A 13280-nucleotide genomic window follows, 5' to 3' on the forward strand; every position below is an offset into this window, starting at 1 on the left:
ACTTATGACAACAATAGACTACAGAAATAAACATTTAGATCAGCCCAAGATCTACTGGACACAGATCAATCATCATCCATGGCAATTCTATATTGCAGCTTCAAGCAATGGACTATGTTATATAGGATCGCAAGGTCAACCTTTTGCAGAAATGGAGACATGGATACAAAATAGACGAACTGAAAGTGTTTTAGTCGAAGATCAACAGAAGTTAGAACCGTATACCGAACAATTGATTCAATATCTACAGGGAGAGCGCCAACAATTTACGATTGCTCATGATTTTCAGGGCACTCCTTTTCAATTACAAGTGTGGCAAGCCTTATTGCAGATTCCGTATGGACAGACATGGTCATACTCGGATATCGCTCAGCATATCGGACGACCTGCGGCAGTACGTGCGGTTGGAGCAGCGATCGGGGCAAATCCTTTTTTGATAACAATTCCTTGTCACCGGGTAATTGGCAAAGGCGGAGCATTAACAGGATATCGCGGAGGACTGGATATGAAGACAACGTTGTTAGATTTGGAAAAAGCACTGCTTCCAGCAGGGAAAACGCTATAGTCATACGTGAGAAGCTATTGTTTTGTCATATCAAATAAGTTGTCATTTTAAATGAATATTCGGTTAGATTGTCCACCATTATATAAGGAGGTATTATTATCCGCGAGCACATATTAGCTAAAGTAGATCATGATTATCAGAAATTTGCATCTAGCTTGCTACCAACAATTACGAACATATTAGGAGTACGTATACCACAACTGCGTATAATGGCTCAACACATTGCCAAAGCCGATTGGCGTAATTATTTACAAGAAGCTGATCAAGAATATTTTGAAGAAGTGATGCTACAAGGAATGGTAATCGGTTATGCAGACATGGATATTGACGAACGATTACAATATATAACTTCATTTGTACCGAAAATTGATAATTGGTCAGTCTGTGATCGATTCTGTGGTGGGCTAAAATGTACAAAGTCACATCAGCAACAAGTATGGACTATGATCACTCCTTATCTTTATTCAGAGCAGGAATACGAAGTTCGCTTTGCAGTTGTGATGTTACTGACCTATTATGTAGATGATGTCTATATTCAAGAAGTATTGGAACGCTTAGATCGTATTACACATACCGGATATTATGTGAAAATGGCTGTCGCATGGGCAATCTCGATCTGCTATATTCATTTGCCTGAACCGACTATGCACTATTTGCATCATAATAAGTTAGATCTATTTACGTATAATAAAGCGTTACAGAAAATAACCGAATCTTATCGAATAGATTCTGACACCAAAGCACAAATACGTCTGATGAAACGTAAATCTTTATAGTCATCAATACAGATAAACAAGTGTTCTATTAAATAAGATTAAAAAGAGCTACATGCCAAAATGTAGCCTTTTTGTGTATGATATTACAGATAAATTTACGAAATTGTTTTTTGTTTTTATCAATCGTAACAAAAATGTGATATGAAAGTAGTTATTGAAGGATGAATTGTAGTATGCATATTAGATATAATAATGACGAGAGATGTCGAAAGTACATACGATAAAGGAGAGGGAAATATTATTATGTCACGTTATCAAAAATGGATACTGGTTACGATCTTAGTTGGATTATTAATTCCACAATTTGCTACACAAACAGTGGTGGCCAGTGCACACACAAGCAAAAAGGCTACAAAAACTCAAAGTACTACCCGTTCTGAAAAAGCAGAAAAAATCATTTATTTAACTTTCGATGATGGGCCAACAGCTCATACGATGCAATTGTTAGATATTTTAGATAAATATGATGCTAAAGCGACCTTTTTTATGTTAGGGCCGCATATGGAACAATTTCAGACAGCAACCAAACGTATTGTGAAAGAAGGAAGTGGACTAGGATTACATGGAGTTACACATGTGGTCAAAAAATTCTATAACTCACCATTCAGTGCGTATAAAGAAATGCGCGATGCAAACGAAAGTCTGTATAAAGTAGCAGGTGTTCGTACCAGTCTTGTGCGTACGCCTTATGGTAGTAAGCCTTATATGAAACAAGGTTATCGCGATGTGATGTTGAATCAAGGTGGATTCCATCTATGGGATTGGAATGTCGATTCATTGGATTGGAAATACAAAAAAGATCATCAACGTGTCTACAACAATATTATGAGTCAGGTCAATTCTGTAGAAAAACGCGGTACAGCTCCGGTTGTATTGATGCATGATCAACCTGCTACACTGAAAGTATTGCCATTGGTATTAGAAACGTTGAAAAAAGACGGTTATACGTTTAAAGTACTGAGCAAACAAAATCATCCGGTGAATTTCTGGAATGACGAACGTTAATTATACATGCAAATAATAAAAAAACACCCTGTATCTTTTTCACAGAGAACGATTGTGATAGAAAGAGCAGGGTGTTTTTTTATATTAGTTCCAATATCAATACACTAACGTCAATAGACTAAGATCAACACACTTGGCAAATAGACTTATTCTTTATATACCAATGAAGCGCTAGACATTCATCGCTTGTATTTGTTGTTCATACAATGTGAGATTATCTGCATCATAACAGACAAAAATGATCTGTTGTAATAAAGTGTCAGGATGTTGCTCTATATACTCTTTGACCGTTTGCAAAGCAATAATGGCTGCTTCTTTTTTGGGAAAATCATAAATTCCTGTACTGATATTAGGAAAAGCAATCGAGATAAGCTGATGTTCATCTGCTAGTTGGAGAGAGTGTACATAACAATCCGCCAGTAGTTGGCGTTCATTGTTAGAACCTCCATTCCACACAGGGCCTACCGTATGAATAACATGCTTGGCTGGCAAACGTCCAGCTGTTGTAATTACAGCGTCTCCTGTTGCACAGCCGCCTTGACGATTACGAATCTGTTGACATTCTTCCAGAATAGCAGAACCACCTGCACGATGAATAGCTCCATCAACACCGCCACCTCCAAGAAGGCTAGAATTAGCAGCATTTACAATAGCATCAACCTGTTGCACAGTAATATCTCCTTGAAGCAATTGTATGTGTGTCTGTCCAATTTGAATATGATTCATATTCTTATCCTCCTATCGATGATTGATAAGATCTATTTCAAATGCCAGATGTATGCTCATCTGTCTGTATCGATTTAACGCATAGGTGAGAAATCTTGAATGTCTTCCATCATCTGATCGATCTGTGATAATGTATCTTCGCTCAAACTAATATTTACCGCTTCTACATTTTCTTGAATCTGCTGAGGTTTGGATGCGCCGATAATCGCTGAGCTAACACCAGGTTGACGAAGAACCCAAGCAAGAGCGAGTTGCGATAATTTAATATCCATACTTTGAGCCAATTGATCTAATTTGCCGACGACTTCTAGCACATCATCTCGCAGATAGCTATTGATAACTTGGTTCACTGATTGATCGGCGGCACGTGTTCCTGCGGCTGGCGCTTGACCTGGTTTGTATTTACCTGTCAGAATACCTTGAGCAAGCGGGGAAAAGACCACCTGTCCCAAGCCATGTTGCTCTGATACGCCAAGAACTTCATCTTCAATATAACGTTCAAATAGATTGTAAATAGGCTGGTTAGCAGCAAGTGGACGTAAGCGTAGACGATCTGCAATATGAGCAGCATCACTAATTTGTGCGGCTGTCCATTCACTTACAGCACTATACAAAATTTTGCCTTGTGATGTAAGATCATCTAGTGCACGTAATGTTTCTTCAGTAGGTGTGTCTGTATCAAACCGATGACAAAAATACACATCGATATAATCTGTACCCAGACGCTTGAGGCTGGCTTCGCATTGTTCCATAATATGCTTACGTGACAATCCGCGATCATTCGGCCCTTCGCCCATCGGGAAAAATACTTTGGTACTTAATACATAACTAGAACGCTCATAGGAACGAAGAGCCGCTCCTATCGCTTTTTCACCTTCACCGCGGTTGTAAGCGTTTGCGGTATCGAAAAAATTAATCCCGGATTCAAAAGCTGTACGTACACAATCATCGGCTGCTTGTTGTTCTGCGGCTGTGCCATAGGTTAACCAGCTTCCGAGGCTAATTTCACTAACTTTTAGTCCTGTACGACCCAAATTACGATATTTCATTATAAACGCTCCTCTGTTATGTAGATTCATTAATCATAGTCAGCTACGGTAATAACTCACTTCTTTTATCATCAACGAAAAAAAATGATTCGTCAACCTCATATCATAAGTAGAAAGCAGGGATACACATGTCAGCTCAATCACTTTTGGAACATGGACTAGCTATTATTGCTGATTGTCAGAAGCAGACAGGAAATATCTGGGATGCTCATTATGGAGCAGCCAGTATAGCCGCTTCTTTTCTAACGAAATCTTCTTCTATCACAGATGAAGTAGGACAAGCGATACTACATCAAGCAGAGCAGATGGTTATTCAACATTCGCAGGGATATAACCCCGTCTTACTTCGAGAATACTCGCCTGTAACTTATGTTGAAGCTTCTGCAATGATTTTACAAGCATTAGATGCCAATATCGATCAACTGCATTGGGTTGGTCATAATGTGATATACACTGCTGTATCATTACTGGCTATTCGCGAATTAGAAGCATGGGGAAGTCTAGAGCAGATCACACAGATTCAGCAATTGATTCAAGCGTTCGATCGCACGATTCCAGGACGTTCATGGATAGGATACAAAGCATCTGAAGTGAAAAAGCTAGAGATTACCGCCACCGATGCATTTCCAAATATAGAATCTCCTGCGCAGTTATCAGCATTTGTTTTGCAAGAATTAGCAGAGACAGACTATATCTATGTGGCTGAAGCTCACCACGATCTAATCGGTCATAGCTTAACGTTTTCTCATGCGCTCAATCTATTGTATGATCTGGGACAACACTCATTATTTAAACGTGGATTATATCCGCTATTCCAACTATGCAAAGTATTGCGTGCTAGTCGGAATTGGAACGGATGTACAGCCGATACACATAAATTGTATTCACCTGTAGATCATTTACCTCTTCAGCCAGCTATTCCTGCGCCTTTTTCATATACAGATATTACGTTCTGGCAACAACATTTAGCGGAGAACGATTGGGATTATGGACATCATTTCAAATTTGTCTGGAGTTATAACGATCATATTCAGCGTGCACCACAATGGAGTCAGGCGACACATATACCTTTTCACAGCTTAATTCAAGGAATAAAGGAGGAAAATAGATGATTACATTGATGATAGCCGATGATGAAGCAATGACTCGTAAAGGACTTGAAATGCTAGACTGGCACGATCATGGATTTGAATTGGTGGGAATAGCTACAAATGGCATCGAAGCCAGACAACTAAGTCTTACGCAAAAACCTGATCTATTGCTGACCGATATTCGTATGCCAGGCTTGGATGGATTAGCACTGATGGACAGTCTGAATCAGCAACAGTGTGCACCTAAAGTGATCTTTATTACCGCGTATCATCAATTGGATTATGCTCTCAAAGCAATTCAACTGGGAGCTTTAGGATTTGTATTGAAGCCGACTGATCCTGATGAGATTATTGCCGCTTGCCTCAAAGCCAAAGCAATAATTATAGAAGAACGTCAGCGACAGAGTGCAGAAGAAGAGCTACGTGACCAGTTGGAAGAATATGCTCTGACTTTACAAGGCAAACATACGGCTTATCATGATGAGCCTTCTGTACATCCTGTAATTCAGCAGATGCTTCAGACGATGGAAAAGCAGTATATGAAAGATATTACTATCGAACAAATGGCAGACAAAAATCATTTTAATGCTGATTATTTAAGTCGATTATTCAAAAAAGAAACAGGTGATAATTTTTTGAATACGCTTACAAGGATAAGGATGCAAAAAGCTGTTCAATTGCTTGGTAATTCCCATCTGGAAATTTACAAAATAGCAGAGCAAGTAGGTATTCGTGATGCTCGTTATTTTGGACAAGTATTCAAAAAAAGATACGGATTAACACCGAATGAATTTCGCAAAAAAGGAGATCATCCTCATGCTTGAAGTGATGTTATATCGACTGATTCAAGCAGCTCGTGATCTTAATATTCGCAACAAATTATTTATCGCTTTTATCGTACTGAATCTGATTCCATTAGCCGTGATCAGTGTCTGGACATATCAGAAATCAAGCTCTCTTATTCAAGAACAGACCAATATTTATACGATGGATATGCTAAGTGAAGTCAGTAAAAATATAGAGCTGCATATGCATGATATTGAGCGGTTGTACTATTCGATTTTTACCAATCCAGATATTCGTAAATCGCTCAAAGCAGTCAATCGACAACAATGGACAGATCTGCAATACGTGTCTGCTGACAAACAGATACGTAATATTTTGTACGGCTTAATTAGTGATCGAGAAGATGTAGAAGGGGTTAGCTTATATGGACTAAATGGTACTTCTTTTCAGACCAGTATGTATGCCAAAAAGCTAGACTTGCGCGATCAGAACTGGCAAGTACTTCAGCGCAATCGTGGTGATTTGTCATGGTTCAATCCTTCGGGGCAACAATCAGTCGTAGCCGCTGTAAGTACTATTTATGATGTCGATAGCCTGCAAAAGATAGGCTATTTTTTGTTGACTTATCATGAAGAAGCTCTTTATAAAGTGTACAGTCAGATTAAGCTCAATGAGCAGGGTGAGCTATTTATTATCGATAGTCATGGACAGATTATTTCAAGCAGACACAAAGAATTGATTCATCATACACCGACAGAATCGTATTTACAAAAGATTATTACCAGTGGTGATACAGGGGATTTTGCAGATGATATTGATGATAAACAGCAGATAGTATCGTATCAACGGATTCAGAATACAGATTGGAAAATTGTAAGTATTATTCCTACGGCTCGCTATTCGGAACAATCGATTATGTTACAACAATGGATGATTATTTTATTTGTAGTGGTAGCATTGATCACTATTATTTTGGGCTATTACTTATCTGTCAGTATTTCCAGACCGATTCGTCAATTGTCCTCGATTATGAAAAATACTGAACGTGAAAATTGGTCGATTAGCTTTAACTATCCGTCACGCGATGAGATCGGTATTCTTAGTATGAACTTTAATCGAATGATTGCCCGGATTCATTATTTGATTAATCAAGTGTATGAAGAAGAACGTCTACGCCAGCAATCGCAATTGAAATTTCTGATGTTCCAGATCAATCCGCACTTCTTATTCAATACACTTGAAACGATGAATTGGATGGCACGCATCGAAGGGGTACCGGAAGTGGGCAAATTGTCCAAAGCGTTAGGTGATCTGATGCGTGAAGGAATTAAAGGTAAAGATTTTATCACACTAAGTGAAGAGTTAGAGAGCGTCAAAAAATACATTTATATTCAAAAAGTAAGATATGTTGATAAATTTGAAATGCAATATGATATTGATCCTGCGGTATTGTCTGTGATTGTACCGAGGTTTATTTTACAGCCGATTATCGAAAATGCGATCGTTCATGGATTAGAAATGCAGATGGAAAATGGTCATATCTGTATTCATGCTTATGAGAGTGAAGATACTCTGTTGTTATCAATTGCAGATGATGGATTGGGAATGAATTCCGTTCAACTGGAAACGTTACGTCATTATCTGGAAAATCCTTCGGACTCTATACTGTCAGGCATAGGACTACTCAATGTGCATCAACGGATACAACTACATTATGGAGAAGAATACGGTCTGCGAATAAACAGTACAGAAAATCAAGGAACAACGATTATTTTGCATATCCCCAATAGACTTTTAATGGAAAAAAGGTCGGAATTTTCAAGCTAAATGTCAGAAATACCACATGGTCGATATGCCAATCACCTTATATGATGAAAGCGTATTCTATACCGAAAGCCTGAGAGGATGAAAAGAGTCATGACAAAGGGGTATTGGAAAAAAAGTATCGGCTTGTTGACAGGTGTTCTTGTATTAAGCAGTGTACTTGCAGGATGCGGGAATAGTTCAGAATCGTCTACAGGATCAGGTTCTACCGCAGGTACAAGTGAAACTGTTATCTACGATTGGCAAAATGCAGATAGCTATGTGTATAAGATGTCGGAACAACTAGCTAAAGAATACAATGAACGTAAAGATGCAAAAACGACGATGAAAGTACAGCATATTCCGGGAACCGATCGTTATTATCCGAAGCTTAATGCAGAGCTTGCCGCTAATGCAGGGCCGGACGTATTTGTTAGCCATGCGGCTGGTAAATTAAAAACATATGCAGACTCCGGTAGAATTATGGATTTGACCGAAATTTTGAACGCTGATCCTGAATGGAAAAACAGCTTTACTTCAGGTGCATTCAATCTACTGACATTTGATAATAAAGTGTATGCAATCCCGACAGCATTTGCGACAGTGCCTCTTTTTTATAACAAAGAAATTTTTGCTAAATATAACCTGACTCCACCAACTACTTACGAAGAACTCAAAAATGTAATCAAAGTACTTAAAGATAATGGTGTAACCCCATTTGCTTTTGGCGCCAAAGAATCTTGGACAAGTGCTCTATTTAGCGAAATGGTAGCCAATCGAATCGGTGGAGACGAACCATTTAACAAATTGATGGAAGGAACAGGCACATGGATGGACCCTTCGTATATTCAGACAGGCAATGTAATGAATGAATTGCGAGATATGGGAGCTTTTCCTTCTGGATTCTTGGGACTTGATAATACTGCAATCACCAATATGTTCAAAAACGGTGAAGCAGCAATGTTCGTAATGGGAAGCTGGGCTGTTGGTTCTGTAGAAGCAGCAGATTCCAAAGTGCAAGGGAAAATAGGAATCGCCAAATTCCCTACATTTGAAGGTGGTAAAGGCGATCTAAACACATGGTTAGGACAACCTAGTTACAATCTAGTGATTCGTGCCAATACCAAAAATAAAGATGCTGCTCTGGAATATATCAAAGCCTGGACAAGCAATGATATTCAGACCAAATTGGCAGAAGAAAATGGAGATATTCCAGCAGTCAATGTGAAGCTGGATAAAAACAAAGTGCCCGCAGTCGCTCAAGATTTGCAAAAAGAAATGTCTGATATGAAAGGCATGTTTATTTTCTACGATGTAGGTCTGGGTGCGAAGATCGGCGATGAATACAATACAACCATTCAAGCGATATTAGCAGGGCAGTCACCGGAAGAAGCTTTTCAAAGTCTAGAACAATTCACTCAAGATAACAAAGAATAAGAAACAGGAAAATTATTATTACAAAAAGATACAGTAAGAAATCATAATCATCAGGGGATGAACATAAAAAACCTAATGTATAGTGATTTCTTACTGCTTATAAGCAAGCTCAACGATATACAAAGTAAGCATTAGACAAGATAGTAGTTCTGGAAAGGCGGAAAATCATGGAACGGATGCTAGGAAATAAGTCAGCAATTATTTTATTTTTGTTGCCTGCATTGCTACTTTATACAGCAATCGTATTTATTCCGATTGTCGCTTCGATTTATTTTAGCTTTTTCAAATGGGATGTGATTAGTCCGATGAAGTTTATCGGTCTGGATAATTACACACGTATGTTTACCAGAGATTCAGTCTTTTTTACCAGTATCAAAAATATGATGATTTTATTATTTGTCAGTCTGGTTATTCAGCAAGGACTTGGGTTTTTGCTTGCTATTTTGATTACAGGTTCGATCAAAGGTAAAGAATGGTTTAAAAATATTTTCTTTTTCCCAGCTGTTATTTCTAGTGTAGCTGTAGGGATGATGTGGAGCTTTATCTATAATCCTGAAATCGGCATGCTTAATAAATTGTTAGAAGTGCTAGGAATGTCCTCGCTGGCTAATGATTGGTTATCTCAACCGGATACAGCCATGTGGGCGGTGTCTTTTGTTGTCGGCTGGCAATATCTTGGGTATACGATGATTCTCTATATTGCGGCAATTCAGAATATTCCTGCACATATTTTTGAATCGGCGCGAATCGATGGGGCGGTAGGTTGGAAAGTCGTCTGGCATATGACGATTCCACTCGTACAACCGATCATGAAAGTGACTACGATTCTGATAACAATTGGTTCACTCAAGTTCTTTGATCTGGTATTTGTAATGACCGGTGGCGGCCCTGCTAATCAGACACAGGTACTGGCATCTTATCTGTATGGTAGATCGTTCCGCCAATTTGAATACGGATATGGAGATGCTTTATCTGTCATCTTGCTGTTGATGTGTCTGGCGGCAACGATACTGATCAATATGATTTTCCGCAAATCAAGTATTGAATATTAAATCGAATAGTGATGGGGGTGAACAGGAAGGATGAAATCTTCGCCTTATGTAGAGACAACCAAACGGCAAACCAATGTAGAGACACGACGTTTTTTTCCGATCGGTAAAATCATGATTTATGCTGTGTTATGTTTTGTAGCGATTTTCTACGTCTATCCGTTGTTATGGTTATTGCTTAACTCGTTAAAAGAAACACCTGAAATCTATACCAATCCATGGGGATTGCCAAAACACTGGATGTGGAGTAATTATTGGAATGCCTGGACAACAGGCAATACAGGCAGATATCTGCTGAACTCGGTCTGGATTTCTTCCGCTACTTTGGTCGCTGTACTGGTATTTAGTGCGATGTCAGCATATGCTCTCACCAAGTTGCGCTGGAAATTATCTAAAGCGACTTTTGTTTATTTTTTACTAGGGATGATGGTGCCGATTCATGCAACATTGATTCCACTATTTGTATATTTTACCAAAGTCGGATTAGTGGACTCGCAGTTTGGCCTAATCCTGATTTATATTTCATTTGGATTGCCAGCGGCTGTACTGGTATTGTGCGGATTTTTTACAGGTATTCCCAAAGAAATGTTGGAAGCATCTGTTATGGATGGATGTACGGTGTATAGTATTTTTTGGCGAATTGTTATACCGATCTCGAAGCCGGCTCTGATGACAGTAACGATTCTAAGTTTTGTCGGGGTGTGGAACGAGTTGTTATTAGCACTTGTCTTTATTTCTGATCCTGACAAATTAACACTTCCTGTTGGACTAACCCGTTTTGCAGGCGAATATACAACTGATTATGCACCGATGTTTGCTGCAATTATGATCGCTACCATCCCAACTGTAGTATTATTCGCTATTTTCAATAAGCAAGTATTAGCTGGAATGGCTGAAGGTGCGATCAAAGGTTGATGCCTATAGACTTAATGGACTGCAAATACCAGTAGAAGAGCAAAAAGGATCTGAACTGATCCTAATACAAGCCCTGTAATAGCAAAAGCTCTACCATGAGTAGTACGAATCGAAATGATGCTAAATGTGAGTACAAGAATAAGCAACACAAGCGCTACAAATGCACTTAAAGCAAGCAATACATCAAAAAAACCGCTAGCTTCTTGTCCAAATTCTCCAATAATAGCAAAGCTCATAAAAGAAGTGAAAAAGCTAATGATCCCCAAAATAAAAGAAGTCAAAGCCAATCCAAAACGATTGCGACCTTCTTTTCGGTAAGGATCTTGATAAGGTGGGTATGTATCCATTCTTATTCCTCCTGATTATGTTCGTATATCTTCCGTACTATATATCGGATAATCAGCAAGTTTATTGAATCATATACACACATCATCATAATAAGTTGCAATTTTTCACCTATTTTTCAGCTTCTTTTAAGCTAGTTTCCATAAAGAATTCATATACATTGGGTATATTATATGTATAGAGTTCATATTTTGGAACTGGAGTGATACCAATGAGTGAAGAATTTTTGGACGAATTACACAAAATTAGTCATGATGATGATTGGCGCTATAAATTGCTAATGCAAGGTGTGAAGCAGACACTGGCAACTCGCAAAAGCGAAAGTGCATTCAAACGATACCTGAGACGCAAAAGCAAGCATATTACCGCAGTCTGGAAATAAGCGAAAATGACTATTTAGAATATGGTTATTGCATAGCCAAATCATGTTCGTTTAAACGTATTCTATATTGATAAGATATTTACTTATCATAGCGTGATTTGATAATTACAAAGATACAATATGATCCTTTGCGCTTGCTGTGCGGGATAATAGACGAGCGATCAGTTCTCTACGACTGGTCGTTTTTGTTTTGCTAAAAATAGATTTGAGATGATCTTGCACTGTATAAGGTGAAATATGCAAAATGTTAGCAATTTTGTGTGTAGATAATCCTTCGATCACCTGATCGACGATCTGCTGTTCACGTACAGACAAATCGTAAGCTTCCATCATCCAGGGCACAATATCAAGCGGAGAAGCAGATTGGATCGCTATCATCAACTGAATGCCTGTGGTCTTACCATACAATCCATACGCTGTAATGTGTACATAATCGTGTTGCCGTACAGGCACACATACTTGAATCGGTGCATTCTTCGCCGAAAGACGATCTTGATCGTCACATGATTTTTTTTCTGCATGGTTATAATCAGCTAATGCCATACTTGCGACAGCAAGAATAGGGCGTGGAAGTACAGATTCGGTCATTCCTTCATGCTGACGTAATAAGTCTAACCAGTGCTGGCTATCAGAATTGGATGATAACAATTCTAATTGTTCAGAGAACATCATAATGCCAGGCGAACGTAATTTGATCTCATTTGCAAAAGGAAGAATAAGACTGAATTGACGTAAATGCCGGGCAATCACAGGAGTAATCTCGCTTAATACACGACATTCTTGTTCACTGAATAACAATTGATCTTTTTTCCGAAAAAGGGTCAAATATCCCCAACACTTACCTTTATACAATAAAGCTGCCCGTAATTCATCTCCAAATCCAGCAGGCTCTAAAATATCTCGATACCGCGAACTCTGCTCGGGTTGACCTTCTGTCATATGATGTAATGTCACTACAGGTTGATCGGAATAAACCAGTTCATCGTAGTGATTAATATCTTCATGTCCATATTCATAAGCTAACAACTGCTGATGGATCGATTCGATATTGTGTTCAACTACTGCTCCTGTAGACAGCAAGCGATACGGATCAATATTGGTACAACAAGCACCTGCAAAAGGAATAATTGGTTTTAATTCTTCCAATAGAGAGTGGATATAAGCATAGGAAGAGTAAGAACCTTGTGCTAATTCGTCAAGCTTTTGCATGTAAGTCTGTGTATTCATACTGATCGCCTACCTTTGTTAGATTTCTTTTCAACCAAGTTCTATATTGGTTCATGTGTACGATATAAATCCCATCTTTCTGGGATAGTGATCTTAGGATAACTCTATATACTTAATAATAGTT

At 38.6% G+C, this 13280-nt stretch carries 14 protein-coding genes; 10 read left to right on the forward strand and 4 right to left on the reverse strand.

Annotated elements, in window-relative coordinates:
• The first annotated feature begins 4 nt into the window (after window positions 1-4).
• From ACFSGI_RS08025 to ACFSGI_RS08035, 3 genes are all read left to right on the forward strand, one after another.
• Window positions 5-565 (forward strand): methylated-DNA--[protein]-cysteine S-methyltransferase, encoded by a 561-nt coding sequence (locus tag ACFSGI_RS08025; RefSeq protein WP_204823624.1) that lies wholly within the window; start codon window positions 5-7, stop codon window positions 563-565.
• Window positions 566-657: 92 nt separating this feature from the next.
• Window positions 658-1341, forward strand: a complete 684-nt coding sequence (locus tag ACFSGI_RS08030; RefSeq protein WP_204824953.1) for a DNA alkylation repair protein — start codon at window positions 658-660, stop codon at window positions 1339-1341.
• A 243-nt stretch (window positions 1342-1584) separates the two neighbouring features.
• Entirely contained in the window at window positions 1585-2346 is a 762-nt protein-coding gene (locus ACFSGI_RS08035) for a polysaccharide deacetylase family protein (RefSeq protein WP_204823625.1), read from the forward strand.
• A 171-nt stretch (window positions 2347-2517) separates the two neighbouring features.
• On the opposite strand, the gene ACFSGI_RS08040 is transcribed toward ACFSGI_RS08035, so the two are convergent.
• Both ACFSGI_RS08040 and ACFSGI_RS08045 read right to left on the reverse strand, forming a co-directional pair.
• On the reverse strand, window positions 2518-3072 hold the full coding sequence (locus tag ACFSGI_RS08040; RefSeq protein WP_204823626.1) for an O-acetyl-ADP-ribose deacetylase: 555 nt from the start codon (window positions 3070-3072) through the stop codon (window positions 2518-2520).
• A 74-nt stretch (window positions 3073-3146) separates the two neighbouring features.
• Entirely contained in the window at window positions 3147-4121 is a 975-nt protein-coding gene (locus ACFSGI_RS08045; RefSeq protein ID WP_204823627.1) for an aldo/keto reductase family protein, read from the reverse strand.
• 128 nt (window positions 4122-4249) lie between these two features.
• Between ACFSGI_RS08045 and ACFSGI_RS08050 the strand changes: the two genes are divergently transcribed.
• The 6 genes from ACFSGI_RS08050 (at window position 4250) to ACFSGI_RS08075 (ending at window position 11202) form a co-directional block, all read left to right on the forward strand.
• The gene (locus ACFSGI_RS08050; RefSeq protein ID WP_204823628.1) at window positions 4250-5233 is read left to right on the forward strand and encodes a hypothetical protein; all 984 of its coding nucleotides are present in this window, start codon (window positions 4250-4252) and stop codon (window positions 5231-5233) included.
• Complete coding sequence (locus ACFSGI_RS08055; RefSeq protein WP_204823629.1) at window positions 5230-6036, forward strand: response regulator transcription factor; 807 nt, start codon at window positions 5230-5232, stop codon at window positions 6034-6036. The genes ACFSGI_RS08050 and ACFSGI_RS08055 overlap by 4 nt, the downstream gene beginning before the upstream one ends.
• A complete protein-coding gene (locus ACFSGI_RS08060) occupies window positions 6029-7825 on the forward strand; it encodes a sensor histidine kinase (RefSeq protein ID WP_204823630.1) in 1797 nt (598 codons plus the stop codon). Before ACFSGI_RS08055 ends, ACFSGI_RS08060 begins: the two co-directional genes overlap by 8 nt.
• A gap of 90 nt (window positions 7826-7915) precedes the next feature.
• Window positions 7916-9238, forward strand: a complete 1323-nt coding sequence (locus ACFSGI_RS08065; protein WP_204823631.1) for an ABC transporter substrate-binding protein — start codon at window positions 7916-7918, stop codon at window positions 9236-9238.
• A 167-nt stretch (window positions 9239-9405) separates the two neighbouring features.
• A complete protein-coding gene (locus tag ACFSGI_RS08070; protein ID WP_204823632.1) occupies window positions 9406-10290 on the forward strand; it encodes a carbohydrate ABC transporter permease in 885 nt (294 codons plus the stop codon).
• Between the two features lie 30 nt (window positions 10291-10320).
• Window positions 10321-11202 carry a carbohydrate ABC transporter permease gene (locus tag ACFSGI_RS08075; protein WP_204823633.1) on the forward strand — a complete coding sequence of 294 codons (882 nt, stop codon included), beginning with the start codon at window positions 10321-10323 and terminating at the stop codon, window positions 11200-11202.
• A gap of 11 nt (window positions 11203-11213) precedes the next feature.
• On the opposite strand, the gene ACFSGI_RS08080 is transcribed toward ACFSGI_RS08075, so the two are convergent.
• Window positions 11214-11549 carry a hypothetical protein gene (locus ACFSGI_RS08080; protein ID WP_204823634.1) on the reverse strand — a complete coding sequence of 112 codons (336 nt, stop codon included), beginning with the start codon at window positions 11547-11549 and terminating at the stop codon, window positions 11214-11216.
• A 209-nt stretch (window positions 11550-11758) separates the two neighbouring features.
• Between ACFSGI_RS08080 and ACFSGI_RS08085 the strand changes: the two genes are divergently transcribed.
• Window positions 11759-11929 carry a hypothetical protein gene (locus ACFSGI_RS08085; RefSeq protein WP_204823635.1) on the forward strand — a complete coding sequence of 57 codons (171 nt, stop codon included), beginning with the start codon at window positions 11759-11761 and terminating at the stop codon, window positions 11927-11929.
• A 105-nt stretch (window positions 11930-12034) separates the two neighbouring features.
• Here ACFSGI_RS08085 and ACFSGI_RS08090 read toward each other — a convergent pair whose 3' ends face one another.
• Entirely contained in the window at window positions 12035-13156 is a 1122-nt protein-coding gene (locus ACFSGI_RS08090; protein WP_204823636.1) for a helix-turn-helix transcriptional regulator, read from the reverse strand.
• Between the last annotated feature and the right edge of the window lie 124 nt (window positions 13157-13280).

It is taken from the genome of Paenibacillus nicotianae (assembly GCF_042681745.1).
Classification (GTDB): domain Bacteria; phylum Bacillota; class Bacilli; order Paenibacillales; family Paenibacillaceae; genus Saccharibacillus; species Saccharibacillus nicotianae.

What these genes read in the sequence shown, in the direction of transcription:
- ACFSGI_RS08070 (WP_204823632.1), top strand. Translation starts at nt 9,406, where the DNA reads ATGGAACGGATGCTAGGAAATAAGTCAGCAATTATTTTATTTTTGTTG.
- ACFSGI_RS08075 (WP_204823633.1), top strand. Translation starts at nt 10,321, where the DNA reads ATGAAATCTTCGCCTTATGTAGAGACAACCAAACGGCAAACCAATGTA.
- ACFSGI_RS08090 (WP_204823636.1), bottom strand. Translation starts at nt 13,156, where the DNA reads ATGAATACACAGACTTACATGCAAAAGCTTGACGAATTAGCACAAGGT.
- ACFSGI_RS08055 (WP_204823629.1), top strand. Translation starts at nt 5,230, where the DNA reads ATGATTACATTGATGATAGCCGATGATGAAGCAATGACTCGTAAAGGA.
- ACFSGI_RS08025 (WP_204823624.1), top strand. Translation starts at nt 5, where the DNA reads ATGACAACAATAGACTACAGAAATAAACATTTAGATCAGCCCAAGATC.
- ACFSGI_RS08085 (WP_204823635.1), top strand. Translation starts at nt 11,759, where the DNA reads ATGAGTGAAGAATTTTTGGACGAATTACACAAAATTAGTCATGATGAT.
- ACFSGI_RS08040 (WP_204823626.1), bottom strand. Translation starts at nt 3,072, where the DNA reads ATGAATCATATTCAAATTGGACAGACACACATACAATTGCTTCAAGGA.
- ACFSGI_RS08065 (WP_204823631.1), top strand. Translation starts at nt 7,916, where the DNA reads ATGACAAAGGGGTATTGGAAAAAAAGTATCGGCTTGTTGACAGGTGTT.
- ACFSGI_RS08045 (WP_204823627.1), bottom strand. Translation starts at nt 4,121, where the DNA reads ATGAAATATCGTAATTTGGGTCGTACAGGACTAAAAGTTAGTGAAATT.
- ACFSGI_RS08050 (WP_204823628.1), top strand. Translation starts at nt 4,250, where the DNA reads ATGTCAGCTCAATCACTTTTGGAACATGGACTAGCTATTATTGCTGAT.
- ACFSGI_RS08035 (WP_204823625.1), top strand. Translation starts at nt 1,585, where the DNA reads ATGTCACGTTATCAAAAATGGATACTGGTTACGATCTTAGTTGGATTA.
- ACFSGI_RS08080 (WP_204823634.1), bottom strand. Translation starts at nt 11,549, where the DNA reads ATGGATACATACCCACCTTATCAAGATCCTTACCGAAAAGAAGGTCGC.
- ACFSGI_RS08060 (WP_204823630.1), top strand. Translation starts at nt 6,029, where the DNA reads ATGCTTGAAGTGATGTTATATCGACTGATTCAAGCAGCTCGTGATCTT.